This window comes from Micromonospora sp. NBC_01699 (assembly GCF_036250065.1).
Lineage (GTDB): Bacteria > Actinomycetota > Actinomycetes > Mycobacteriales > Micromonosporaceae > Micromonospora_G.
This window is the reverse complement of the sequence record NZ_CP109199.1, coordinates 574,327-599,338: the sequence shown is the minus strand read 5'-3', so window position 1 is coordinate 599,338 and position 25,012 is coordinate 574,327. Positions and strand designations below refer to the sequence as shown.

Genomic DNA, 25,012 nt, shown 5'->3' with positions numbered 1-25,012 from the left:
ACATCGTTGCCCAGCGTGCCACGTCACAGTCAGTAGCGCAGCATTGCCGCCTCATCCAGCCCCTTCGGGCCGCTTCCGCTCAGACGAGCAGCGCCTCCAACCGCCGGTTGACCGCGGCCAGGGTGGCCCGGACCACCGCCTGCCGCGGGTCGCCCGCGACCAGCGCGGAACCCGCGAGCTGCTCCACCCACCCGTCGCAGACCAGCAGCACCACCACGGTCGCCACCTCGCAGCTGCCGAACGGCACCACCGCCGCGTGCTCCACGAAGCACCGCCCCATCTCGGTCACCCGTTCCGAGCCGCGCAGCAGTTCGTCGATCGCGACCGCGGCGGAGACCGCGCAGAGCCGGAGCACGTAACCGTCCACCGCCGGCCCGGACGCCAGTCCGGTCGCCCGCTGCTCACCGGCGGCGAGCCGTACCTCGACGGTCGCCTCCAGGCCGAAGGTGCTCACCTGGACGTGGTCCAGCACCACCCGGGGACCGGGGAGGCCATCGGTGTTCAGCGGCCGCGAGGGTGCGGTCTCGGTGGTGGTGGGCTGGCCACCCGAGTACGACGTACCGGCGGTCACCGGACTACCGGTGGCCATCCCGGACATGCCGGTGCCACCGCCGTACGGGCCCGGTGGCCGGTCCTCCACGGCGGCCCGGCCCTGGTGTGCGGCGGCCGGTCGGCGTCGGCGGGGTGGCTCGGTGGGAGCTTCGGCGGGCGGGGCGTCGGCGACCGGCCGCCGAGCCTCGGACTGCCCGACGGCGGGTGGGGCGGACGTCGGCGCACCGGACACCGGGGCGGCGGGCAGCATCGCGCCCCGCGTCGGCGTACCGGGCAGCATCGCGCCGGGGACCGGGGTGCCGGGCAGCTTCGGGGCCGCCGCGAGTCCCATCCGGTCCTGGAGCAACCGGGCCACCTGCCGGCTCACCTCCGCCGGATCCGCCCCGTCGGAGAGGTCCAGGCGCAGGCTGTGCGCACCGGCCGGGGTGGTCCGCAGGGACGCGTCGCGTACCCCGGGAACGCCCCGTACGGCGGCCAGGATGGCCTTCACGTCGAAGCCCTCGGGACGGTCGCGGAGCTGGCTGGGCGCGTCCTCGCGGCGCAGGTGGGTGGCGATCCGGGCCAGTTCCGGCGTTTCCGCCGAGGGCTCGCCCGGAATCGGTTCGGGCATGGTGGGCACGTCCGGCTCGGCCGGCACCCGCTGCGGCAGTGCCTCCGGCGCCGGTTCGGCCGCCGCCCGGATCGCCGGGCCGTGCTCTACCGGCCCATGGTCAACCGGGCCCTGGTCGACCGGGCCCGGCTGCGCCGGTACGGCCGGGTAGCCGGGGTACGGCGTCGCCCACGGGCGCTCCGGCCCGGCCGGGTAACCGCCACCCCGACCCGCCGGGTCGGGCGGCGCCGGATAGCCCGGCGGCTCACTCTCGGCCGGATAGCCGGCCGGACCCGGCGGCGGTGGGTAGCCCATGCTCGGCTCCGGTCCGGACAACTGGCCCGGCGTCGGCACCGGGGTCGAATCCGGCCAGCCGGGTGACTCGTCGCGACGGGCGCGCCGCGCCTCGGGTTCCTGGCTGTCCTTCGCCCACGGCGGCGCCCAACTCGACGCCCATCCCGGCCGGGCCTGCTCGGCCGGCTGCTCGGGTTCGGGTGCGGAACGCGGCCACTCCCGGCCGGTGTCCCCACCGGGCGGCGGGTTCGGCCCGGACCTCGACCAACCGGGGCCGGATGCACCGGCCGTTGCCTCGGACTCGGCCTCGTTTCGGGCCCAGGACGCGGCGGCGGCCTGAAACCCGCTGTCGGACCGGGCCCAGGCCGGACGGTTGGAATCCGCCCCCGCCGGCCCGGCGCCGGATCGGGCCCAGGTCGGGCGGGCCGGTTCGCCGGGTTCCGCCCGGCCGTCCGAGCGCGCCCAGGCGGGGCGGCCGTCGGCGTCCGGCGGCGTGGCCGCACGGGTCCGCTCCGGTCCGGGCACGTCGCTCTCGGCGGCGGCGCCGGAACGTGGCCAGTTGGGTTCGACACCGCCACCGGACCGGGCCCAGGCGGGCCGGGCGGGCGCCGCGCGGTCCGCATCGTGCTCCGGCTCCGGCCCCCGCTCGTGCGGGTCCGGGACGCTCCGCAGCGGTGTCGGCTGGTCCCGGTCGGCGGCCGGGCCGCCCCGGTCGGCCGGGTTCGCCGCGACGGGTACCGGTTCCAGCCGCTTCGGTGGGGTGAGGTCGTAGTTCGGCACCGCGCGATACACCGGCGCGGGTTCGAATCCGGGCGGCGTACCGCCCGGCTGCGCCGGTTGACCGGCCGGCGGGGCCGAGGTCGGGGCGGAATCGCCGTACGCGTGCCGGGCCGGCTCGGTCGCCTCCGGCGACTCGCCCGTACCCGGCGGCGTCGAGGTCCGCTCCCCGGCGCCGGTGGACCGGTCATACCCGGCCGGTCCACGGTCCGGACCCGGCGCGGACCGGTCCCCGACGGCGGTCGGCTGACGGTCCGGGTTGCCGGCGGACCGGTCCGGCCCGGACGGCGCGCGGTCCTGCTCCACCGTGGAGCGGTCCGGCGCCGACGTCGGCCGTGGCGCCGGTACGGCTATCCGCTCCGGCCCGAAGTCCTCCGGGTACGCGTACTCCGGCTCCCCCTGGTACGGGTACGGCGGCGCGCTGGCCGGAGCCCGGTACGCCGCGACCGGTGGTTCCGGATAGTGCCGTTCGCCGAAGCCGGACCCGTTGGTCGGCTGCCCGGACTCGCGGGCCGCGTTCGTCGGGTCGGTGTACCTCGTCGCCGGTTCGTCCGCCCATGACGGCGGGCCCCCCGGTTCTGGCGACTGGCGCCACCTCGGCCGTGACTCGGAGCCGCCTTCGACCGGCTTGGCCCCGTTGGGCCAGCCGGAATCGGCCACCGCCCAACCATTGGCCGGCCGAGGCAGGTCACCGTGCGGACCTGCCCCGTTACCGTTCTCGCCGGGTGCGGCGGCCCCGGGTTGCCCTGTTTCGTCCACCGTGCGCTCCTTGGTCGCCCCCGCTGAGGCTACCGTGTGGTGACAGTGGCGATAAGTTACAGCGGTGGCCTAATTCGGCGGCGCGACGTGATACGTCGATCCGACCTGATCGAGGTCGATGGTTGTGCGACGTGAGACACGGAGGTTCCCATGACCGCTGCTGCGGAGAGCGGTGCGCAGACAGCAGGCCGACCCACCCGGCTGCCTCGCTCGGCCCGGCGTAAGCAGTTGCTGGCCGCCGCTCAGGAGGTTTTTGTCGCCCAGGGTTACCACGCGGCGGCGATGGACGACATCGCGGAGCGGGCCGGGGTCTCCAAGCCGGTGCTCTACCAGCACTTCCCGGGCAAGCTTGAGCTGTACCTGGCACTGCTGGACACGCACGCCGACGCGATCGTGGCGATGGTCCGGGACGCGATGGCGGCGACCACGGACAACAAGGAGCGGGTCAGCGGCGCGGTACGGGTGTACTTCGACTTCATCGACCACAAGAGCGAGGCGTTCCGGCTGGTCTTCGAGTCGGACCTGCGCAACGAGCCGGCGGTACGGGACCGGGTCGACCGGGTCGAGCGGGGGTGCATCGCGGCGATCGCCGACACGATCATCTCGACCACCGGCGTACACCGGGCGCGGGCCGAACTGCTCGCCTCCGGCCTGGTCGGCGCGGCCGAGACGGCGGCCCAGTTCTGGCTCGCCGGCGGCCGTCAGGTGCCGAAGTCCGAGGCGGAGGCGCTGCTCGCCGCGCTCTCCTGGCGTGGCATCGCCAGCTTCCCCCTCCAGGGCGAGTCGGCCTGACGGATACCTCCGCTCATCGGATAGCCTTCGCAACGGCGAAGTTTCGCCCTGGATGAGGAGGTCCCGTGGAGGTCAAGATCGGCGTGCAGTACGCGCCGCGCGAGTTGGTGCTGGAAAGCGCGCAGACGCCGGCCGAGATCGAGCAGATCGTGACCGACGCCATCGCCAACGACGGCACCCTGTCCCTGACGGACGAGAAGGGCCGCCGGATCATCGTCCCGGTGACCAAGGTCGCCTACGTCGAGATCGCCGAGGCGTCCCCCCGGGCCGTCGGTTTCGTCGCCCGCTGACCCGGTCCGCCCCGACGCGCTGACGTCCCGACACCGGCCCGACGGCCGGGCCGGGGCGTTTCGCGGCCACGAGGCCCGGTGCCGCCGGTCCGGTTGTTCTACCCGATTGGTTCTACAGGCTGTAGTTGTTCCGCCCGACCGCCGCAACAGCGCGCGGGTGCGCCCGCACCGCCGACGGTGCCCTCGGCGATCAGCCCAGTCGATCCGACCCGCTCGCCGGCCAACCGCCCGCCCGCGACAGCCCCTCCCCGATCAGCCGCCGTGCCATCTTCGGGTCGCGGTGGTGGCTGAACCGGACGATCGCGCCGATCCGCGCACGCCGCATCCAACACCGGCCCGGAACACCGCATTGCGGTAATGGGTACGCAAATTTGGTGCCGCTGATGCGACTGCGCGTCACCGGGGGCCCGCTATCGGGTAATGCGCACCACAGCCGTACACCCCCGTTGGTTGCGCGTAAGACCGAGTAGGGGCGACATTTGCCCGGCTCAGGTAACATGGAGCAGTTGCCGCAGGTCTCGCGTACCTCGAATTCTTCCTGCGGCGCGCGTGCGGCCCGGTTTGAGTCGGCATTTCAGCCGCAGACCGTGTGGCCCGCGCCAACCGAAACCGCGCCCTACGGACTGACGGGGCGCACCACGAGAGGGCACCCCCACAACCAGATGAGCGATCAAATCGAAGAAGTAATGGCTGGCCAAGAGCTGGCCGCCGACGCGCCGGTACGCCCGGAGGCCCCGACCTTCGCGGACCTGGGCGCACGTCAGGAAACCGTGGACGCGCTCGCCGCCGTCGGCATCGTCCGCGCCTTCGCGATCCAGGAATACGCCCTGCCGATCGCGCTGCGCGGCACCGACCTGATCGGCCAGGCGCCCACCGGCACCGGCAAGACCCTCGGCTTCGGCGTACCGCTGCTGGAGCGGGTCACCGCGCCCGCCGAGGGCAGCACCGGAGTGCCGCAGGCGCTGGTTGTCGTACCAACCCGTGAGCTGGGCCTCCAGGTTGCCAAGGACATCGCCGCCGCCGGCAAGACCCGTGGCGTACGCGTACTGCCGATCTACGGCGGGGTGGCGTACGAGCCGCAGGTCGAGGCGCTGCGCAAGGGTGTGGAGATCCTGGTCGGTACGCCCGGCCGGTTGATGGACCTGGCCAAGCAGAAGCACCTGCGGCTCGACGGCGTGCACGCGCTGGTTCTCGACGAGGCCGACCGGATGCTCGACCTGGGCTTCCTCGACGACGTCGAGAAGATCCTGGCGATGTTGCCGGAGAAGCGGCAGACGATGCTGTTCTCGGCCACCATGCCCGATCCGATCGTCACGCTGGCCCGGCGCTTCCTGCACCAGCCGGTGACTATCCACGCCGGGCACACCGCCGAGACCGGCCCGTCGCCGCTGACCCAGCAGCTCGTCTACCGCACCCACTCGATGAACAAGGTCGAGATCGTCGCCCGGATCATGCAGGCCGAGGGACGCGGGCTGACGATGATCTTCACGCGGACCAAGCGGGCCGCCGACCGGGTGGCCGAGGATCTCGACTTCCGTGGTTTCGCGGTCGCGGCGGTCCACGGTGACCTGGGGCAGGGTGCGCGCGAGCGGGCGCTGCGGGCGTTCCGTACCGGCAAGATCGACGTGCTGGTCGCCACCGACGTCGCCGCCCGTGGGCTGGACGTCACCGGCGTCACCCACGTGATTAACTACGACTGTCCGGAAGACCAGGACACGTACACGCACCGGATCGGTCGTACCGGTCGGGCCGGCGCCACCGGTGTCGCGATCACCTTCGTCGACTGGGACGACATGCCCCGGTGGCGGATCATCGACAAGACGCTCGGGCTCGACATGCCGGAGCCGCCGGAGACGTACCACACGTCCCCGCACCTCTACACCGACCTGCACATCCCGACCGACGTCTCGGGCACGCTGCCGACCGCCGACCGGACCCGCGTCGGCCTCTCCGCAGAGGTCGAGGAGGACCTCGGTGGACGGTCCCGGGGCGCCCGCCGGCCCGAGGGCCGCAGCGGCGACAGCGCCGGCCGCGGCGGCGGCAGCAGCGGTCGTACCCGTGGCCGCCGGGACGGCGACGGCCGCTCCGGCGGTGCCCGGCCGGCCGCCACCACCACGGACGCGCCGGTCGACCAGACCGACGAGGCGGTCCGGACCAGCACCCGCCAGCGCCGCCGGCGGCGCGCGGGCGAGGTCGTCGCCGGTGAGGTCGCCGGCGCGGTAACAGCCACCAACGGCGCCACCACGGTCGTGTCCGACGGCACCGGCCCGGCGGCCGACGCCGTCGGCGACGGGTCGGACGAGGCCGGCACCGGCCGCGGTCGGACCCGGCGCCGCCGCCGCGGCGGACGGGGCTCGCGGGCCGGTTCGGCGTCCACCGACGCCGACGCCACCGAATCGGGTACGTCCAACGGGCACTCCACCAGCGACGGTTCGTCCGCCGCTGACTCCGCCAGCGCCTGACCTTCCCCAGCACCACTGCCCAACGGTTGCGGCCTCCCCGATCCTCGGCGGAGGCCGCAACCGTGTCCGGGGAGCGACCCGGCCGGTCGACCATCGACCGCTGTCAACTCCCCCGTGAACCCGCTCGAAAAGGCCAGGTGGACATGCCCGAACAACTCGAACTCGCCCTCGCCGAGGTACGGGCGCTGCTGCTCGACCCCGGACTGACCCGGGCGGTCGCGGCCGGCCGCCGCCGGGGACAGGCACCCACCCTGGTCCGCGCCGAACTGCGACCAGTGGCCCTGAAGGCCGGGCCCCGACTACAGATAGCGACCTTCGACGGTTCCCGGCCGTACACCCGCAACGTGGCACCCGGTCCGGAGTCGGACGCGGCGGTCGACGCGCTGCTCGCCGAGCCGTTCGGCAACTGGCACGTGGAGACGGCCACCGCCACCGTGCAGGTACGGGTGACCAAGAAGGGCGACGCCCAGGTGCACCGGGCGGCGGCCGACCGCGCCTCGGTGGCCCCGGCCGAGCATGACCGGGCCAAGGACTACCTGCTCGATCCGGGCGACCCGCTGTTCGCCTCGATCGGCGGCAGCGCCGCCAAGCGCCGCCAGGTGGACGCGTTCCTGCGGGCGCTGGCGGCGACCCTGCCGAGCGACCTGACCGGCCCGCTGCGTGTGGTCGACCTCGGCTGCGGCAACGCGTACCTGACCTTCGCGGCGTACCGGTACCTGACCGGGCGCGGGCTGGAGGTCGAACTGGTCGGTGTCGACGTGCGCGAGGACCAACGGCAGCGCAACACCGAACTGGCCGAGGAACTCGGCTGCGCCGACCGGGTACGGTTCGTCGCCGGCACCATCCTGGACGCGGTCGTGCAACCGGCACCGGACCTGGTGCTGGCCCTGCACGCCTGCGACACCGCCACCGACGAGGCACTCGCCCGCGCGGTGCGCTGGGACGCCCGCTGGGTGCTCGCCGCCCCGTGCTGCCATCACGACCTGGCCCGGCAGTTGCGTGGCCGCCCGGCACCGGAGCCGTACGACCTGCTGACCCGCGAGGGCATCCTGCGGGAGCGGTTCGCCGACGTACTCACCGACTCGCTGCGGGCCGGGTTGCTCCGGCTGCACGGTTACCGGGTCGAGGTGGTCGAGTTCGTCGACAGCCAGCACACGCCACGCAACCTGCTGCTGCGCGCCCGCCGTACCGGTGCCGAGCCGACGCCGCAGCAGCGGGCCGAGTACCGGGGGCTGGTGTCGCAGTGGCAGGTCGTACCCCGTTTGCAGACCCTGCTGGACTGACGGCGGCCCGGGCTCAGCGGCGGCGGTCGCCGTTGCTGTCGCCCGGCGTACGTCCGGACGTCGCGGCGTCGTAGGCCGCGGTCGGAAACGGTACGACGTTGCCGCTGGTCTCGACCTCGGCGTTGCCGGCGGCGGCGAACGCGTTCCAGGAGATGTCGACGAGCAGCCGCTTGAGTTCGGCGTGCCGCCGCGCCGCGTTGCGTTGCAGCGCCATCCGGACGCCGAGCAGCACCGACACCAGGGTGGTGATGATCGTTCCGGTGGCGGCCAGGAGGTGCAGACTCGTGGCCTCGGTCCGGGTGAAGACCAGCACCAGCAGCCAGGTCCAGAACCCGGCCGCGAAGATGGCGGCCTTGACCACGAAGAACAGGCTGATCGACCCGGGTCGGTGCGGAAGCGGTTGGGCTGGAGCGGCCACGTTGATCCTCTTCACTCGCCTAGGTGGGGACGGGTCCGCAGGCGATAGACGCCAGACGATGGTCGCCGGTTGGCCGAGCCCGTTACGGCCGGTCGACCCGCGCGATGGTCGAGCATAGTGGATTCAACCAGTCACCGGGCGTGTTGGCCACCTCCGGCCGGCGCGACCTTCCACCGTCCCCGGTCGGCCTCCAGCGCTCTCTCGGTTAGCCCCCCGCGCTCTCCCGGTCGGCCTCCCGACCAGGCTCGTCGCGCCGGGACGGGGTGGGGCCGGTCGTCGGCCCGACTCGGTTCGGTCACGGCGGCAGTCCCGGCCACGAGACCGGCCCATGATTGGTTGAGTGGCGATGCACCGAGTTACCACTACGCTCAAGGGGCAAAGGTCGTGCTCCAACAGGAGAGGGCTGTCCACTGACAATGGGTGCCGCATCGGACTCGCCCCAGGCGGCATTTGCCCGCTTCGTACGCCGGGCCATCGACGACGCCAAGGACGAACGCGGCTGGAGCGTCACCGACCTGGCCGCCCACACCGGCGTCGGACGGTCCACGGTGTTCCGTTGGTTGGCCGGCGACTGGCACGACTACCCCGAACTGGCGAAGGTGCGCGGCTTCTGCGCCGCGCTCGACGTACCGGTCACGGCGGCGTTCCGGGCGCTCGGCCTGCCCGACGGTGAACCGGCACGGGACGAACGCCGGCAGTCCCCGACCGGCACCGGAATCCGGACGGGTCGGGCCGCGAAGCGCGCCGACGCCCAGATAGACGCGGACGTACGGGTGATCCTGACCCGGCTCGCCGACCCGAGCGTGCCGACGGACGAGAAGCAACTGATCCGCGACCTGCTGCGTTACCTCGCCCAACGCCCGGTCCGCAAGGCCGGTTGAGCCCCGCCGTTTGTGGCCCGGTCGTGCCGGCTCAGGCCACGATCAGCGTGAACTCGGCGGTACGCACCACCCCGGCGACCTGGAAGTCGAAGAACAACCGGTAGCTGCCCGGACTCGGCGCGGCCACCCAGAACTTCACCGCCCCGCCGACCAGTTCCTCCTCCGGATGCACGTGCACATAGCCCAGGTCACCCGCGCGCAACGCGACCAGGTGCCCGTACGCGCCCAGGTAGCGCTCCAGGCCGGCGACCGGGCTGCCGTTGGCGAAGACCCGGAACAGCAGCGGCTGGGTCACCCCCACCTGCGGGGTGCCCTCGTAGGTGACCGTGAACTCCCCGACGTTCGCCTCCCGGGCGGCCGCCGGCAGCGCCACGGGGGCGTAGTCACCGGCCACCACCAGGTCGACGCCGAGCGTGGCCGCGGTCTGCTTGCCGGTGGCGTCGGGCGCGGTGAAGTCGGCGTATGCCCGCCAGATTCCCGGCGTCGGCAACGTCAGCGGCACGGTCCAGGTGCCGTCCGGGGACATCGTCGGATGCAGGTGCTGGTAGCCGGAGAGATCGCGTCGGGCCACCACCAGGTGCAGCGGCTTGTCGTGCACGACCGTGAACCCGGTGACCGGACGACGGTCGGCGCCCAGCACCCGGAACTGGAACGGCTGGGCCCGGCCGGCCTGGAACGTGCCGGTCGTCGGCACCAGCGTGAAGCCGGAGGCGCTGAGCGAGAGCCCGCCCACCTCCGTACCGGTCGTGGTGGTGCCACCGGTCGTGGTCGTCGCGGGACCGTGCTCGTGCGCCCCGGTGCCCGGCGCGTGGGTGTGGTCACCGGCACTCACGCCAGCCGGCGCGCCACCGGACGAACCGCCGGCGTCGGTGTTCAGCCGGCCGAGCCCGAACCCGCCGACCAGGGCAAGAATCAACCCGCCGACAAAGAGAGCGGTCCTGGCCGTGCCACGCTCCGCTGCCGGCGGCGGCGGCGGCTCCAGCTCGGCGTCCGTCGCCACCGACCCGACCACCGACTCGCCGTCCGTCGCCACCGACCCCGACCCGACCACCGACTCGCCGTCCGTCGCCACCGACCCCGACCCGACCACCGACTCGCCGTCCGTCGCCACCGACCCCGACCCGACCACCGACTCGCCGTCCGTCGCCACCGACTCCGACCCGACCACCGACGACATGACTGGTCTCCTCTACGACCGCACGAGGCGGGCGATGGCGTTGGACGCTTCCTTGACCTTGGCGGACGGATCACTGCCGTCCCGAGCCGCCTCCATCACGCAATGCGCGATGTGCCCCTCCAACAGGTTGACCGCGACCGCCTGAAGCGCCTTGGTCGCGGCCGAGATCTGGGTGAGCACGTCGATGCAGTACGTGTCCTCCTCGACCATCCGGTGCAGGCCGCGTACCTGGCCCTCGATCCGGCGCAGCCGACCGAGGATGGCCTGCTTGTCCGAGGCGTACCAGTATGACCCGTGCTCGCTGCCGTGCTCGCTGCCGTGCTCGCTGCCGTGCTCGGTGGCAGGACTCGGAGCGGGGTTCACGGAGGCCGGAGCGGGGTCGGCGGGAGGGGCCTCGGCCAGCGGCTCGTCGGTCATGCCGAGCAGAATACCCCCCGAGCATCCACACCCAGCCCCGTCGATCTTCCACCACCACCCCGCTCACCCCCACCTGCCCGGAGATCCCGCACGCCTCCCACCGCCGACGCCGAACGCTCCCCGCCCCCAACCTCGGATCATCCCGTCCCCCAATGTTGGACGATCCTGTCGCCGACGCCGGGCCATCCCGTCCCCAACGCCGATGGTCAATCGTTGGACAGATCGTGCCGACAACCGTCGTACCGCGCCGCACTGCGGCGTTCGCAGCCGGGGTGTCCGTGATGTTGGCGCTCGCCCCCGCGCCCCGGCCGGCCGGTGCAGAACCGCCCGGCAAGACCACCGAACAGCAGCTCGCCGCCGCAGCGGAACAGCTCGAAATCGTGATCGAGCAGTACAACGACCTGCACGAGGAGCTGCGCGGGACCCGGGTCCGGGCGGCCGAGCTGGACCGCGACCTGGCCGCGCTGGCGGAGACCATGACCGTCCACCGGGAGGAGGCGGCCCGGCTCGCGGCCCAGGTCTACCGGGGGCACGGGGCACAGCCGCTCGCGGCCGTCTCGGCGCTGCTCACCGCGACCACCGGCGACCTGCTCGGCTCACTGTTGATGTTGAACCGGCTGAGCCGGGACCAGCGTCGGGTGATCTCGCAGCTCGCGGTCACCCATGATCAGCTCTCCGTGGCGAGGGCCGCGGCGCGGGCGCTGGACGAACAGCAGCGCGCCCAGGAACGCCAGTTGGCGACGCGGAAGCAGCATATCGAGGGCGAAATCAGCCGGTTGAGCCGGCTACGCGACGCCGCCGGTGAACGTGAACCCGCCCCACCCCGGACCGCTCCCCGCCCGCCCGACCTCGGCAGCGGCGCCGCCGCGGCGGCGGTCCGGTTCGCGTACGCCCAGCTTGGCAAGCGGTACCAGTGGGGTGGCGAGGGCCCGGACGGGTACGACTGCTCCGGGCTGACCGCTGCCGCTTGGCGCGCGGGCGGCGTGCAGTTGCCGCACAACGCGGCCCGGCAGTGGCGCGTGGTGAAGCGGATCAGCCGTGCCGAGCGGCAGCCAGGCGACCTCATCTTCTACTACGCCGACATCCACCACGTCGCCATCTACGTCGGCAACGGCAACATCATCCACGCCCCCAGATCCGGCAAACCCGTCCAACTAGAAGACGTCAACTACCAACCCATCCACAGCTACGGCCGCCCCACCTAGCTCGAAGTAGACCCACTCCCTCCCGACCAGGGCCACTTCATGTAGCGGACGGCCGGGACTACCCCCACCCCCTCCCTCCTCCCCCTCCCCTCCCCCCCAATCCGTCCGCGATCTAGGGCAAATACGTGTATTTGAAGATCAACTCACACGTATTTGCCCTAGATCGCGAGCGGGGTGGGGCGGGGTGGGGCGGGGTGGGGCGGGTGGGGCGGGTGGGGTGGGTGGGTGGGGTGGGGCGGGTGGGTTAGGAGGTGAGGGAGAGGGAGAGGGGGAGGATGGTGGGGGCGCCGGATTGGCGGAGTAGGCGGGCGACCATGGTCATGGTCCAGCCGGAGTCGACGATGTCGTCGATCAGCAACACCGGGCCGGTGAGGTTGGCGAGGGCGTCGGCCAGCGTCGGCGGTACGACGAAGGCGTCGTGCAGCGTGCGTACGCGTTGAGCGCTGTTGCCGCGCGGACCGTCGCCGCCGGACGCGCCCTGCCGGGGCGGCACCTCGCCGAGCAGCGGTAACCGGCCGATGGTGGCGATCCGCTCGGCCAGGCTGTGCACGAGTCGGGGGCGGCTACGGGAGCCGATCGCGACCACCGCGACCGGTCGGGCCGGCCACGGATCGGTGCCGCGTGACCAGTCCCGGAGCACCTCGACCATGGCCGCCGCGACGTCGTCGGGGATCGTCGTGTCGGCCGCCTCCGGGCCGACGAGGCTCCGCAGCCGCCCGCCCCAACCGAGGTCGGACAGGCGCCCGAGGGCCCGGCCGGGCAGTGCCTGCTCACTCGGCGCGATCTTGCCGCGCAGCGGTACGCCGACCGCCTCCAGACCCGTCGGCCAGAGCTTCTTCGGCGCGATGTCGACGCCGGGGCGGCCGAGCCACGCCTGCGCGGCGGCGAGCGCGGGCGCCGAGACACCGGTGTCGTAGCGGGCACCGGCGCAGCCGTCGCACCGTCCACAGGGGACGGCGTCGGGGTCGTCCAGGCAGCGGCGGAGGAACTCCATCCGGCAGTCGGTGGTGCTGACGTACTCGCGCATCGACTGCTGTTCGGCGGTGCGCGCCTGGGCCACCCGGCGCAGCCGGGCCTCGTCGTAGTGCCACGGTTCGCCAGTGGCCAACCAACCACCGCGTACGCGGCGGACCGCGCCGTCGACGTCGAGCACCTTGAGCATCAGTTCGAGCCGGGTACGGCGCAGGTCGACGATCGGTTCGAGGGCGGGTGTGGACAGTGGACGGTCGGGGTGCAGAGCGGCGAGCACCGTGCGTACCTGCTGCTCGGGCGGGAAGGCGAGCGAGGCGAAGTAGCGCCAGATCGCCTGGTCCTCGGCACCGGGCAGGAGCAGCACCTCGGCGTGCTCGACGGCCCGGCCGGCCCGGCCGACCTGCTGGTAGTAGGCGATCGGCGACGGCGGTGCGCCCAGATGGGCGACGAAGCCGAGGTCCGGCTTGTCGAAGCCCATGCCCAGCGCCGACGTTGCCACCAGCGCCTTGATCTTGTTGTCGAGCAGGTCCTGTTCGGCGGCTCGGCGTTCCGCGTCGTCGGACTGCCCGGTGTACGCGGCGACGGCGTACCCGCGGGAGCGGAGGAACTCGGCCGTCTCGCCGGCCGCCGCGACGGTGAGGGTGTAGATGATCCCGGAGCCGGGCAGCTCGTCGAGGTGGTCGGCAAGCCAGCCGAGCCGGTGCGCCGGACTGGGCAGGTCGAGTACGGCCAACCGCAGCGAGGCCCGGTCCAGCGGCCCACGCAGCACCAACGCCTCCCCGGCCTGCCCCGGTTTGTTACCCGTGTTGAGCTGCTCGGCGACGTCGTCGGTGACGCGCTGGTTGGCGGTGGCGGTGGTGGCGAGCACCGGGGTCCGCTCCGGCAGCCCGGCGAGGAACGTACGCAGCCGGCGGTAGTCGGGCCGGAAGTCGTGTCCCCAGTCGGAGACGCAGTGCGCCTCGTCGACGACGAGAAGTCCGGTGGTGGCGGCGAGCCGGGGCAGCACGCTGTCCCGGAAGTCCGGGTTGTTCAGCCGCTCCGGGCTGATCAGCAGGACGTCGACCGTACCGGCGTGGATCTCCCCGGCGATCTCATCCCATTCGTCCAGGTTCGCCGAGTTGATCGTACGGGCCCGGATGCCCGCCCGAGCCGCCGCCTCGACCTGGTTGCGCATCAACGCCAGCAGCGGCGACACGATCACCGTCGGCCCGGCGGCCACTCCCCCACCCCCGACTCCGGACCGCCCGTCTCCGGCGCGCAGCAGCGCGGTGGCAACGAAGTAGACCGCCGACTTGCCCCACCCGGTGCGCTGCACACAGAGCACCCGCCGTTGGTCGACCACCAGCGCCTCGATCGCCCGCCACTGGTCCTCCCGGAGCCGCGCATGATCACCGGCGAGCCGGCGCAGCACCGCCTCGGCCCGTTCCCGTACCGCCACCCGGTCATCCGTCACCTGGCATTTCTACCAGCGAGGACGGACCTTTCCCGAAACGCGACGCCAAGCAGCTGCCGGAGCTTTCCCGAAACGCGACACCGGGTAGCGCCCGGTCCCGACGAAACGAGTTGGCCCACCCGGGGCCCGGAAACGACCAGAGCGGACGACGCGGGACGCCGAACGAGCGAACTCCCCGTCCGGGCGGCCGGTCGATATAGCGGGAGCCGTCCGGCAATATGTGCGAGCACTCTCGTGATCGAGACAAGCCACCCACCCGGTACGTCCGGGCGGACAGAGCAGGAAGACAAACATGCGGGGACGAAACACCATGATTCACGGCCTCCGACGGGCGACCGTCACCGTCGCGGCGGTCGCGGTGGCAGCCGGTCTGCTGTCCGGATGCGGGCAGGACGCGACGGGGCCGGGGGCATCGGCACCGGCGACGGCGGCGCCCAATCCCAAGGAAACGCTGCTCGCAGCTGTTCCGGACGAGACCCGCCCCGGTTTCGCGTACACCATCAAGGACTGGGAGACGACGCTCACCGGTGAGGTGGCACCCGAGGTCAAGGGCACGCACCTGCGGATGTCGTACAAGGAACCGTCGATGGGCTTCACCATGCACATGGCGTACCTGACCGTGGACAAGGACACCTGGACGAAGATCAGTTTCACCGACACCAAGGGCCTCACCGGTCTGCCCAAGCTGCCGGCCAAGTGGATGCTGCTGGATCCGGCCAAGCTGACCAGCGCGGACGCCGTGCCGACCACCTGGAGCAGCGCCGACGTGGCCGACCTGAAGCCGCTGCTGGCGAACACGACCATCACCGAGAGCGGCGGCGGGAAGTACGCCGGCACCGTCGACCTGAGCGGCGCGGTCGGTACCAACATTCTCGCCGAGGAGACCGCCGCCGGGATCGGCGAGGCGGCGAAGACCCTGCCCTTCCAGGCGACCGTGGACGCCGAGGGCCGGCTCACCAGCCTGGTGGTGAACGTACCGGCGGTGGGCAAGACCAAGGCGTACGACTACAGCGTCACGTACGCCGACTACGGCTCCGCCCCGCCCGTAGCCGCCCCGGCCGCCGCCGACGCAGTACCCGCACCCGCCGCCGCCTACGAACTAATCAACGCCTGACCCCCACCCTGACCCGACCCCTCGGTCGATCATGAAGTTAGCGCGGCCGACATCGGCGTGTCGCCGCGCTAACTTCATGATCAACGCCTCAAGCGGTCAGCGGGTGGGGCGGTGGAGGAGGCGGCGGAGGGGAGTTAGGCGGGTGCTCAGGCTGGCTAGGCCGCCGGGGAAGAAGTACACCGCCAGGATGAAGACGGTGCCGAGGACGAACAGGGGTTGGGACAGGGGGGCGCTGAGGACGGTGGGGAGGCTGTCCACCGCCGAGGAGGAGCCGAAGTCGGTCAGGCGGTGGTCCAGGTACATGTAGAGGAAACCGCCGATGACCGGTCCCCAACGCGTACCGGGTCCGCCGAGCACCACCATGACCAGCAGTGACAGGGTCAGCTCGGACGAGGTGATGTGCGGCGACGCGCCACCGACGAGCAGGCAGTAGATCACCCCACCGGCGGTGGCGAGGCCGCCGGACAGGGTGAAGGCGATCAGCTTGAACCGGTACGGATCCAGCCCGAGCACCCCGATCCGCCGTTCGTCGTCACGCAGTCCGGCGAGCACCCGACCGGTCGGCGAGGCGGCCACCCGGGCCACCACGAAGACGACCAGGGCCAGGTACGCCAGCGCCAACCAGTACAGGTTGACCGTGTTCGCCACCCCGACCAGGCTGTCCGGCAACCCGGAGACGTCCAGCGGCAGACCCTCCTCGCCGCCGGTGAGCCCACCCGAGTCCAGCGCCACCAGGGTCGCGCCGACCTGGGCGAAGGCGAGCGTCACCATGGCGAACGCGATCCCGGCCGTACGCAGCGCGACCGCGCCGAGCAGGGCGGCCAGAATGACGCCTCCGGCGAGCGTCAGCAGGGCCGCCTGCCACAGCGGCAGCCCGCCCTTGGTGACCAGGATGTCGGTGCCGTAGACCCCGGCGGCGAAGTAGAGCGCGTGCCCGAAGCTGAGCATGCCGGTACGCCCGAACAGCAGGTCGTACCCGGCGGCGAGTCCACCGAAGACCAGGCAGATGGCGAGCAGTTGCAGGGTGCCGGGTGAGTTGAGCGGCCCGTCGAAGAGCCCCGGCAGCGACACCGTCGAGTACGGCAGTATCGCGAAGACCACCAGCGCCACCAGCGGCAGCCAGGGCCGGACGATGCCGAACCAGCCCCGGCGGTTCTCCGGTTCTGCCGGCGCGGCCACCTCCGGCGCCGCCACAGGAGTCTGAAGCTCGGTCATGCCAGTTCCTCGCTTCGCTCGTCGCCGCCATGCCTTGCACGACTGAGCTGACTGATGACCTCGCTACGCTCGGTCATGCCGTTACCGCCTTTCCGGCGATGCCCTGCGGGCGGAGCAGCAGCACCGCCGCGAGCAGCGCGACCACGCACAGGTCACCCGCACCGGAGGTGCCGTAGTAGTTGACGAACTGCTGGAGCAGGCCGACGACAACCGCCGCGTACGCGGAGCCGACCACCGAGCCCATCCCGCCGATCACCACCACGATGAAGGCGAAGATGAGCAGCGAGCCGCCCTGGCTCGGTGACACCGAGCCGTAGTAAACGCCGCCGAGCCCACCGGCGAGTGCCGCCACCGCCCCGCCGATGACGAAGACCAGGGTGAACGCCTTGCGTACGTCGATGCCGAGCGCGGTGACCATCTCCCGGTTCTCCACCCCGGCCCGGATCACCAGGCCGTAGCGGGTGTAGCGGAGGAAGGCCAGCAGCGCGGCGAGCACCACGACGGCGGCGACGATCAGCAGCAGAATCGAGTTCGGCACCTTCGCGCCCAGCACCACGGTCACCTGCCGGGCCCAGTCGGGGCGCGGGAAGTCGCGCGGGTCGGCGCCCCAGGTCGCCTGGAGCAGCGCCACCCCGGCCAGCGACAGACCGACGGTGACCAGCACCTGTTCGATGTTGCGCGAGTAGAGCGGCCGGATCATGACGAGTTCGACCAGCGCCCCGACCAGCGCTCCGACGGCCACCCCGAAGGCGACCGCGAGCACGAAACCGAAGCCGCCCGATCCGGCACCGGGCAGGTGGTTCGCCGCCCACCAGGTGCCGTACGCGCCGACGGAGAGAAACAGCCCGTGGGCGAAGTTGAGTACGTCGGCGAGGCCGAACACCAGGGACAGCCCGGCGGCGACGAGGAAGTACAGCGCCGCCAGACCGAGCCCGGTCAGCGTCAACAGCACGATGGTGCCCATCAGGCGTGCACCCCCGACGATCCGACTCCGAGCAGGTTCTTGGTCAGGTCCGGCTCCTCCAGTAGTTGGCGGGCGTTGCCGGTCCAGGCGACCCGTCCGGCGTCGAGCACGATCGCGGACTCGGCGAGCCGGCGTACGACCGCGAGGTTCTGCTCGACCAGCAGCACCGGCACGGTGACGGCGACCCGTTCGAGCACCTCGGCCACCTCGGTGACGACCTTCGGGGCGAGCCCCTTGGTCGGCTCGTCGACCAGCAGCAGCTTGTTGTCGTTGAGCAGGACCCGACCGATGGCGAGCATCTGCTGCTGACCACCGGAGAGCGAGCCGGCCCGTTGCCGTCCGCGCCGGTCCAGTTCAGGGAAAAGTTCATAGACCTTGTCGTACGCCGGTTTTGTGCCACGCTGTTCGGCGAGCCGCAGGTTTTCGCTCACGGTGAGTCCGGCGAACACGCACCGGTCCTCGGGCACGTAACCGAGCCCGCCCCGGACCAGCCTGTGGGTCGGCTGCCCGGTCAGACTCTGCGAACCGGTACGGATGGCGCCGCTCACCTCGCCGTTGCGCGGGGTGAGCCCGATGATGGCGCGCAGGGTGGTGGTCTTGCCGACCCCGTTGCGCCCGAGCAGCACGGTCACCCCGGTCGGCGCCACCGTGAACGAGACGCCCTGGAGGATGTGCAGCCCGGCGATGCGTACCGAAAGGTCCTCGACGGTCAGGATGGGTAACGCGGCGCTCACAGTGACTCCCCCAGGTACGCCTCTTGCACGGTGGCGTTGGCCATGACGGTGTCCGGGGTGTCGATGGCGAGCAGCGCGCCGTGATGCATGACCGCTATCCGGTCGGCGAGCTCCAGGATCACGTCCATGTGGTGCTCGACCATCAGCACCGACCGGCCGCTGTCGCCGGTCAGTGACCGGATGACGGCGACCAGTTCCGGCACGTCCTCGGCGCTGACCCCGGCCATCGGCTCGTCCAGCAGCATCACCGTCGGTTCACCGGCGAGCAGCAGCGCGATTTCGAGTTTGCGCTTCTCGCCGTGGGCGAGGGTGCCGGCGAGTGCCGTACCCCGGTGGTTGAGGCCGACGCGGTCGAGCGCCGCGTCGGCGGCGGCGGCCACGTCCCGGTCGGCCGCCGCCCGCCGCCACAGCTTCATCGACCCGCCACGATGCGCCTGTACGGCGAGCCGCACGTTCTCCCGCACGTCGAGCGAGCCGAAGACCGAGGAGGCTTGGAAGGTGCGGCCGAGCCCGAGGCCGGCCCGCCGGTGCGGCGGGAGCCCGCTGATGTCCTGTCCGTGCAGCAGCACCTGCCCCTCGGTGGGGCGCCGCAGCCCGGAGATCAGGTTGAACAGGGACGTCTTGCCCGCTCCGTTCGGCCCGATCACGCCGAGGAACTCTCCCGGCGCCAGGTCGAAGGAGACGTTGTCGACGATGGCGACTTCGCCGATTCGCCAACTGAGGCCTCGGGTGGCCAGCACTACTTCACTCAGCCCTTCATGGCTACCGCGGGCGGCGCCGTCTCGTCGCTGGTCAGGGCCTTCTGGAGTTCCGCCTTGAGCTGGTCGCCGCTGCCGGTCAGCTTGGCCTGGAACATCGGCTGGAGCAGGGCGTGGTCGGCCGGGCGGATGGTGTTCTTGCCCTTGACCCCGTCGAAGCTCCACCCTTCGAGGGCGGTGACCATCTTGTCGACGTCGTCGCCGCCCTCGGTCGCGGCCCGGACCACCATCTGGGCGGCGGTGAAGCCGTCCGGGTGGAACAGGTCGAGCGTGCCGCCGGGTACGCCGGCCTTGAGCGCCTTGGTGGCGTCGTTCTCGACCGCGCCGTCGAAGAAGTGCGACAGGAACGAGATCTTCGTGCCCGCGGCACCGAAGGTCGGCCACGAGGCGCGGATGTCGAGCCCGGTCACCACCGTGGTCGAGGCCAGTACGCCCTGCTGGTCGAGGGTCTGCCACATCGCCGGGGCGGTGGTGCCGGCCCAGGCGACGAAGAGCAGGTCGGGCTTGGCTGCGCTGATCTGGCTGGCGAACGGGGTGAACTCGGTGGCGCTGGCCGGCGCGAGCACGCTGCTCACGGTGGCCCCGGCCCCGCCGATGACCGCCTGTACGGCCGCCTCGTTGCTCTTGCCGAACGCGCTGTCCTGGGCGAAGACGACAACCTTCTTACCGGTCGCGTCGCCGATGAACGACTTGGCGGTGACAACGTCCTGGTACGACTGCCGGCCCGAGCGGAACGTGTACTTGTTGACCCCGGTGACCCCGTCGGTGGCGGCCGGGCCGGAGATGAACAGCGTCTTGTTCTGGGCGGCGATCGGGGCGACCTGGAGCGCGACACCGGAGGCGGTCGAGCCAGCGATGATCTTCGTGCCCTTACCGATCAGGTCCTTGGCGGCGGAGACCGCCTTGGCCGGGTCACCGGCGTCGTCGACCTCGGTCACCTCGACCGGCCGGTCACCGATCTTGTTGGTGCCCTTGGTCGCGTACGACAGGCCGGCCTTGAAGCCCTCGATGTACTGCTTGCCGTAGCTGGCCAGCGCTCCAGACTGGGAGTAGACCAGGCCGACCTTGACCGGGGTGGTGTTGGAGTCGCCGCCCCCGGTGGCGGTTTCCTGCGGGCTGCCACACGCCGCGGCGGCGAGCGCCACGGCCATCAAACTGGCGGCTGCGACGAGCGCTCGCCGGGTGGTCCGGACCGTCATGTATGGCTCCACGTGAGGGAGTAGTGGGTAACTTGTTTGTCGGCTCACGCTAGGAGTGACGTCACGCACGGGCTATGTGGGCGAAACCCATAAGTAACACTGGTCGGGTGGCCTGATCAGACAGCCAACGCTCGATCGATCGACCTCACCGCCCATGACTTCGCCCCGGCAGGTGTCGGGCGTGACCATTCGGGTTGCCCCGGCTACCGCCAGCGTCAGAGTGTCGCCGGCGGCGGGTGGGGCAGCGGGTGGGCGCCCTGCGGGCGCAGGCCGTCGAAGATGATGGCGAGGTAGCGCCGCCACAGGTCGGGCGAGGCGTCCGGTACGTAGCTGGCGACGTAGTTCGGCGCGCACATCAACAGGATGATGTCGTCCCCGGTGACGTCGGCACGTACGGCACCGTGGTCGCGGGCGCGGTCGACCAGCTGGTGCACGGTGGCGTACATCCGCTCGCGGACCCTGGTGACCTCGGCGCTCGGCTCGCCGGCCGCGTGCAGGAACGACAGGTCGCGTTGCTGTCGCTGCTGCGCGGCGGCGGTGAGGAACTCCAGCAGCGCGGTGCCCGGATCGGTCGCCCCGAGCAGTTTTTCGCCGACCGCGTTGAGTTCGTCGATCCGGTCGAGCACGATCGCCGCGATCAGGTCGTCCTTGGTGGCGAAGTGGCGGAACACGGTGCCCTTGCCGACGCCGGCCCGACGGGCGATGTCGGCGACCGAGGCGTCCATCCCCCGCTCCGCGAACTCGTCCGCTGCCGCGGCCAGCAGCAACCGACGGTTGCGGACGGCGTCGGCGCGCAGCGGACGGTTGGCGGTCACGCCGCCACCCTAACAAGTTGACCGCCCGGTCCGTTTATTGCTAGCTTCCCGTCAGAACATGACCGTGCGGTCCGTTTCCAGGAGGCATCCATGAAGGCAGTTGTCGTCACCCATTACGGACCTCCCGAGCAGTACACGATCGCCGATGTGCCGGTCCCCCGGCCCGGTCCGGGGCAGATCCAGGTACGGATCGCCGCCGCCTCGATCAACCCGGCCGACATCCGGCTGCCCAGCGGCGAGTTCCACGACTTCGCGCCGCTGGAGTTCCCGCACGTGCCCGGCAACGACTTCGCCGGCACGGTCAGCGAGGTCGGTGCCGGGGTTACCGCGTACCGGGTGGGTGACGAGATCTTCGGCCAGGCCGTACCCCGGGCCCTGCGCGCGATGGCCGGCACGAACCGCCCGTCACTGAGCACCGGCTCGCTCGCCGAGTACGCCGTCTTCGAAGCCGACACCCCGTTCCTGGCCCACCGCCCGAGCAACCTCGACATCGAACAGGCGGCGGCACTGCCCACCACCGGCCTGACCGCTCGGGCACTGATCGCCACCGCCAACGTGCAGCCCGGCGAAACCGTCCTGGTCATCGGCGCCACCGGCGGCGTCGGCACCGCGGTTATCCCGCTGCTCGCCGCCGCGAAAGCACGGGTGATCGCCACCGCGACCACCGCCGACGCCCACATCCTGCGAGCCCTCGGCGCCGAGAAAACCATCGGGTACGCCGAAGCCGACTACCCGTCCGACGTCGACGTCGCGCTCAACCTGACCCTGCCGAGCGACCAGCTCACCGGTGTGGCAGGCGCCGTCCGGCCGGGCGGGCGCCTGCTCACCATCACCTTTCCGATTCCTCAGCAGGAGTGGATCGGTCGGGACGACGTACAGCTCCGGTTCGTGCTCGACATGGACGGCACGTACGGCGGGATGCGCGAGGTCGGCGAACTCGCCTCCGGCGGCGAGCTGACGGCCACGATCGGCCGCCGTTACAGCCTCGACCAGGGCGTCCAGGCGTGCGTCGACTTCGCCCGAGCGCACACGACCGGCAAACTCGTCGTCACCGTCTGAGGTTCACCGCCGTACAGCGGCATCGTCGGCTCGTTCGGTGCTGGTGGACGAGCCTGCCGCAACGGCGACTGCGGCTCGGTAGCCGGAGCTGGTGGCGTGTCCCGCGCAGTCCAGTCGGCTGGCTATTCGCCGTCGCGGGCGTATAACGCGGCAAGGACGTACACCAAAGATGTTGTACTCACACAAACGCCGATGTACAGACTCTCCGCGTTACTCGCCCGGACCGTGGTCGTCGCCCCGATTCGGGTCCAGCCGGACCGGAGTCGGCCCACCGGGGCGGCTCCGGGTAACCCGTCGCAGCGCCGACTCCGGCTCGGGCCGCTCCACCGCCGGTGCCGGCTGCTGCGCCAGATCAACGGTACGGAGCGCACGGGCGTGAGTCGTGGTTCATTGCCAGCGAGTAGTGCAACCATGCGTCGCAACGGAGGCCAGTCGCGAACGACCGGCGTGAGGAGCGCTGAAAGGCGAGCTGAACCGCACCCGCGAAGAGTCGCAATGGAGGCCGGTCGCGAACGACCGGCGTGAGTCGAGGCGCTGGAGTTGTACTGATTGTTCGTGCTGCGCGTCGCAATAGAGGCCGGTCACGAACGACCGGCGTGAGCCGATGCCTGACCAGATTGAGCCTGCGGTCGCGTACCAGGTCGCAATAGTAGCCGGTCGCGAACGACCGGCGTGAGTCGGTCTGCTGTCCGGAGGGGTTGTGCCGTTCCGCAAGTCGCAATAGTGGCCGGTCACGAACGACCGGCGTGAGGCCCTGGGTGTATTCCTCGCTGGACTTGGGATCCGACTGGTCGCAATAGTGGCCGGTCACGAACGACCGGCGTGAGTGCCTCCAACCATTCGGTCCCGAACATCGCGGACGAGTAGATCCGGGCGAACTTCGGCCACCGTCCCTTGCGGTGCGAGTCCCAGGCCCCGAACAGCAACGAGTACGGCTCCCGCCGGTAGAGCGGTCGTACGTCGGTCGCCGTCGCCGAGCGCAGCTCCCGCCCGACGTCACTGCGGTCGAACCGGACCCCTCCGACCTCACTGTCCCGCAGGTACGCGTCCGCGTACCGGTGGGGAAAGTCCAGCGAGGTGAGCCTGACCCCTTCCTCCTTCATGACCAGCTCGAACATCGGCAGGTCGAACCGGCCGCCGTCGCGTGCCACGAGCAGCGCTTCCTCGACCCGGTTGGCCTGCGAGGGCACCTGGTCCACCACGACGGTGTCCCGCCGCTCCCCGTCGACCAGACGCTGCTCGAAAACGTACGGCCTCGGCAGCCGTCCCTCGCGCTGAGCGGACCGGGTTTCATGATCGGGAATCGGGAAAGTGGGCGGCATGATCTTTCCGCCCGGACCGCCGACCGGCTGGTACGTCGCACTGAACGCAATCCCGGCGTCTTGACGATCGTCATCGACTGCCGCAATAAGACGATCAACAAGCCTTGACATGATCACTCCTGAAATCTCGACAACAACGAGACGGTCTACCCGGCCGGTACGACAAAAATGGTCTAGTCGTCCTCGCGCTGCCTCACCGAGCGACAACAATCATCACGACCGAACGCCCCGACCCAGCCTTGACGCGCACTCTCGTACTACTAAAGGCTGGCTATGCCTTATCGCGGGACCACGTGTGGACCAGGACCGTCAGTTGACGCTCAGGCGAGCCTTAATTCGGTCAGCGAAGTCGGGGGCACCAGAACGACTGAGTCCAGTACGCAGGTCCTCGACACTGATCTTCCTCATCCCGGGCCGCCGCCCGGTGGCAGGAGTGACACCTTCGGGAAGTGCCTGAGGTTTCGGGTGACGATCAGGCCGGCCCGGCCCCACCACGGCGGCGGCCAGGACGTGACGATCCCCCGGGTCGTTGGTCATACCATCCACAACCGACCGGTAGTTGGTGACGAGCGCGTCATCGAACGAGCGGTTCATGTGCGTGATCGTGCGATCAAACTTGGCCGGCTCGATCTTCGGGTGCAGCCGGAGGACTGTCCGTCGAGTCTCCGCCAGGATGTCGTCGCTCCAGAGCGGGCGATACAGCCCGGTCCCCGCGATTCGGAGCAGAGTATCCCGGAGCACGTTCGGCACCAGAACGTTCGCGTCGAGCAGAGCGGAGAACGGCACCAGGAGAGCTTAGGCGGAGCCTCTCCTAATCGGAAACTCGCTCATGAGATGCCTCGTCGCCGTCATCGTCGTCTTCTGGAACAACAAGATCGTAAAGGCCCATCTCGATGCTGTCCGAGGTCATTTCATCAAGTAGCTCGCGCCGCTCCTGCCGTCTCCGCTGCTGGAATCCCAACAGGTCGGCAAGCTTCACTCGGCGATGACTGCTCGGGCGGTCGTAGAGGATCTTTCCTTCGTCCAGCAACTTGATCAGGGTTGGTCGCGACACGCCGAGCAAATCGGCCGCCTGCTGGGTGGTGAGGGTTGTGTGCTGCGGTGCGATGGTCACGGCATAGCCCTGAGCCAGGGCTTCGAGTGCCTTGACCAGAATGTCATGCAGACCGTCGGGGAGTTCGCTGGAACTCGACCCGTTCGCGCTCACCAGCCGCGCCCGCGCTTCCGGCACCGCCTGACCCCGATCGCGAAGGACCTTGAGAAGGTCGAAAACAACCCCCGCGTTTGCGGCGTCGGGCAGGATTGTCTGCTCGTCCATGACGTCGGCTGTGGCGACCATACCGATCAGGTTGTCTCCAATTCGAAAGAAACGCAAGGGAGCTGTCGCGTGATTACCCACGTGGTCGAAATGCGGACACACCAGACAGCCTGCCCCCGCTTCGTGTAGCGGGCAAGGACTGCGGTCTGAATGACCTACCGCAGACAGCGGGGCCCCGGATCGCGGTTTGTGA

20 protein-coding genes, 2 pseudogenes and 1 CRISPR repeat array are annotated in these 25,012 nt (G+C 70.9%); of the genes and pseudogenes, 8 read left to right on the top strand and 14 right to left on the bottom strand.

The genetic code is table 11. The annotated features are described in order from the left end of the window. Window positions 1-79: 79 nt before the first annotated feature. Window positions 80-1,141 (bottom strand): annotated as a pseudogene (locus tag OG792_RS34610) (hypothetical protein); the annotation flags it as partial. A 1,980-nt stretch (window positions 1,142-3,121) separates the two neighbouring features. Between OG792_RS34610 and OG792_RS02650 the strand changes: the two are divergent. The 4 genes from OG792_RS02650 to OG792_RS02635 all read left to right on the top strand — a co-directional run bounded on the left by OG792_RS02650 (window position 3,122) and on the right by OG792_RS02635 (window position 7,798). Further along, window positions 3,122-3,763 (top strand): TetR/AcrR family transcriptional regulator, encoded by a 642-nt coding sequence (locus OG792_RS02650; protein WP_329107007.1) that lies wholly within the window; start codon window positions 3,122-3,124, stop codon window positions 3,761-3,763. A gap of 65 nt (window positions 3,764-3,828) precedes the next feature. Beyond that, the gene (locus OG792_RS02645) at window positions 3,829-4,053 is read left to right on the top strand and encodes a DUF3107 domain-containing protein (RefSeq protein ID WP_121158362.1); all 225 of its coding nucleotides are present in this window, start codon (window positions 3,829-3,831) and stop codon (window positions 4,051-4,053) included. A gap of 662 nt (window positions 4,054-4,715) precedes the next feature. After that, a complete protein-coding gene (locus tag OG792_RS02640; RefSeq protein WP_329107003.1) occupies window positions 4,716-6,515 on the top strand; it encodes a DEAD/DEAH box helicase in 1,800 nt (599 codons plus the stop codon). A gap of 143 nt (window positions 6,516-6,658) precedes the next feature. Beyond that, window positions 6,659-7,798, top strand: a complete 1,140-nt coding sequence (locus OG792_RS02635; RefSeq protein ID WP_329111067.1) for a class I SAM-dependent methyltransferase — start codon at window positions 6,659-6,661, stop codon at window positions 7,796-7,798. A 13-nt stretch (window positions 7,799-7,811) separates the two neighbouring features. Here the strand turns inward: OG792_RS02635 and OG792_RS02630 are convergent, their stop codons facing one another. Beyond that, complete coding sequence (locus OG792_RS02630) at window positions 7,812-8,216, bottom strand: hypothetical protein (protein WP_329107001.1); 405 nt, start codon at window positions 8,214-8,216, stop codon at window positions 7,812-7,814. A gap of 416 nt (window positions 8,217-8,632) precedes the next feature. On the opposite strand from OG792_RS02630, the gene OG792_RS02625 reads away from it, so the two are divergent. Beyond that, window positions 8,633-9,097 carry a helix-turn-helix domain-containing protein gene (locus tag OG792_RS02625; RefSeq protein WP_329106999.1) on the top strand — a complete coding sequence of 155 codons (465 nt, stop codon included), beginning with the start codon at window positions 8,633-8,635 and terminating at the stop codon, window positions 9,095-9,097. Window positions 9,098-9,128: 31 nt separating this feature from the next. On the opposite strand, the gene OG792_RS02620 is transcribed toward OG792_RS02625, so the two are convergent. Further along, window positions 9,129-10,274, bottom strand: coding sequence for a hypothetical protein (locus OG792_RS02620; RefSeq protein ID WP_329106997.1), 1,146 nt, complete (start codon window positions 10,272-10,274; stop codon window positions 9,129-9,131). A gap of 12 nt (window positions 10,275-10,286) precedes the next feature. Next, a complete protein-coding gene (locus OG792_RS02615) occupies window positions 10,287-10,535 on the bottom strand; it encodes a metal-sensitive transcriptional regulator (RefSeq protein WP_329111065.1) in 249 nt (82 codons plus the stop codon). Between the two features lie 437 nt (window positions 10,536-10,972). Here OG792_RS02615 and OG792_RS02610 point away from each other — a divergent pair, with 437 nt between their 5' ends. Then, window positions 10,973-11,896 (top strand): C40 family peptidase, encoded by a 924-nt coding sequence (locus OG792_RS02610; RefSeq protein ID WP_329106995.1) that lies wholly within the window; start codon window positions 10,973-10,975, stop codon window positions 11,894-11,896. A 244-nt stretch (window positions 11,897-12,140) separates the two neighbouring features. Here OG792_RS02610 and OG792_RS02605 read toward each other — a convergent pair whose 3' ends face one another. Further along, the gene (locus OG792_RS02605; RefSeq protein ID WP_329106993.1) at window positions 12,141-14,321 is read right to left on the bottom strand and encodes a RecQ family ATP-dependent DNA helicase; all 2,181 of its coding nucleotides are present in this window, start codon (window positions 14,319-14,321) and stop codon (window positions 12,141-12,143) included. Window positions 14,322-14,631: 310 nt separating this feature from the next. Between OG792_RS02605 and OG792_RS02600 the strand changes: the two genes are divergently transcribed. Then, complete coding sequence (locus OG792_RS02600) at window positions 14,632-15,435, top strand: hypothetical protein (protein WP_329106991.1); 804 nt, start codon at window positions 14,632-14,634, stop codon at window positions 15,433-15,435. A gap of 96 nt (window positions 15,436-15,531) precedes the next feature. Here the strand turns inward: OG792_RS02600 and OG792_RS02595 are convergent, their stop codons facing one another. The 6 genes from OG792_RS02595 to OG792_RS02570 all read right to left on the bottom strand — a co-directional run bounded on the left by OG792_RS02595 (window position 15,532) and on the right by OG792_RS02570 (window position 21,120). Next, complete coding sequence (locus OG792_RS02595) at window positions 15,532-16,650, bottom strand: branched-chain amino acid ABC transporter permease (RefSeq protein WP_329106989.1); 1,119 nt, start codon at window positions 16,648-16,650, stop codon at window positions 15,532-15,534. 73 nt (window positions 16,651-16,723) lie between these two features. Continuing rightward, a complete protein-coding gene (locus OG792_RS02590; protein ID WP_329106986.1) occupies window positions 16,724-17,614 on the bottom strand; it encodes a branched-chain amino acid ABC transporter permease in 891 nt (296 codons plus the stop codon). Beyond that, the gene (locus tag OG792_RS02585; RefSeq protein ID WP_329106985.1) at window positions 17,614-18,348 is read right to left on the bottom strand and encodes an ABC transporter ATP-binding protein; all 735 of its coding nucleotides are present in this window, start codon (window positions 18,346-18,348) and stop codon (window positions 17,614-17,616) included. Before OG792_RS02585 ends, OG792_RS02590 begins: the two co-directional genes overlap by 1 nt. Beyond that, window positions 18,345-19,088 (bottom strand): ABC transporter ATP-binding protein, encoded by a 744-nt coding sequence (locus tag OG792_RS02580; RefSeq protein ID WP_329106984.1) that lies wholly within the window; start codon window positions 19,086-19,088, stop codon window positions 18,345-18,347. The genes OG792_RS02585 and OG792_RS02580 overlap by 4 nt, the downstream gene beginning before the upstream one ends. An 8-nt stretch (window positions 19,089-19,096) precedes the next feature. Beyond that, complete coding sequence (locus OG792_RS02575; protein WP_329106982.1) at window positions 19,097-20,305, bottom strand: substrate-binding domain-containing protein; 1,209 nt, start codon at window positions 20,303-20,305, stop codon at window positions 19,097-19,099. A 215-nt stretch (window positions 20,306-20,520) separates the two neighbouring features. Then, window positions 20,521-21,120 carry a TetR/AcrR family transcriptional regulator gene (locus OG792_RS02570; RefSeq protein WP_329106980.1) on the bottom strand — a complete coding sequence of 200 codons (600 nt, stop codon included), beginning with the start codon at window positions 21,118-21,120 and terminating at the stop codon, window positions 20,521-20,523. Between the two features lie 90 nt (window positions 21,121-21,210). On the opposite strand from OG792_RS02570, the gene OG792_RS02565 reads away from it, so the two are divergent. Beyond that, window positions 21,211-22,179 carry an NADP-dependent oxidoreductase gene (locus OG792_RS02565; protein ID WP_329106978.1) on the top strand — a complete coding sequence of 323 codons (969 nt, stop codon included), beginning with the start codon at window positions 21,211-21,213 and terminating at the stop codon, window positions 22,177-22,179. A 415-nt stretch (window positions 22,180-22,594) separates the two neighbouring features. Continuing rightward, window positions 22,595-23,006: a CRISPR direct-repeat array (repeat unit 37 nt; unit sequence GTCGCAATAGTGGCCGGTCACGAACGACCGGCGTGAG). A gap of 75 nt (window positions 23,007-23,081) precedes the next feature. Here OG792_RS02565 and cas7g read toward each other — a convergent pair. The 3 genes and pseudogenes from cas7g to OG792_RS02550 all read right to left on the bottom strand — a co-directional run. After that, window positions 23,082-23,501: pseudogene (cas7g, locus tag OG792_RS34605) on the bottom strand (type I-G CRISPR-associated RAMP protein Csb1/Cas7g); the annotation flags it as partial. 309 nt (window positions 23,502-23,810) lie between these two features. Further along, window positions 23,811-24,287: a PIN domain-containing protein gene (locus OG792_RS02555; RefSeq protein ID WP_329106973.1), complete on the bottom strand. Its 477-nt coding sequence runs from the start codon at window positions 24,285-24,287 to the stop codon at window positions 23,811-23,813. Between the two features lie 25 nt (window positions 24,288-24,312). Beyond that, window positions 24,313-24,840, bottom strand: a complete 528-nt coding sequence (locus OG792_RS02550; protein ID WP_329106971.1) for an excisionase family DNA-binding protein — start codon at window positions 24,838-24,840, stop codon at window positions 24,313-24,315. Window positions 24,841-25,012 lie beyond the last annotated feature (172 nt).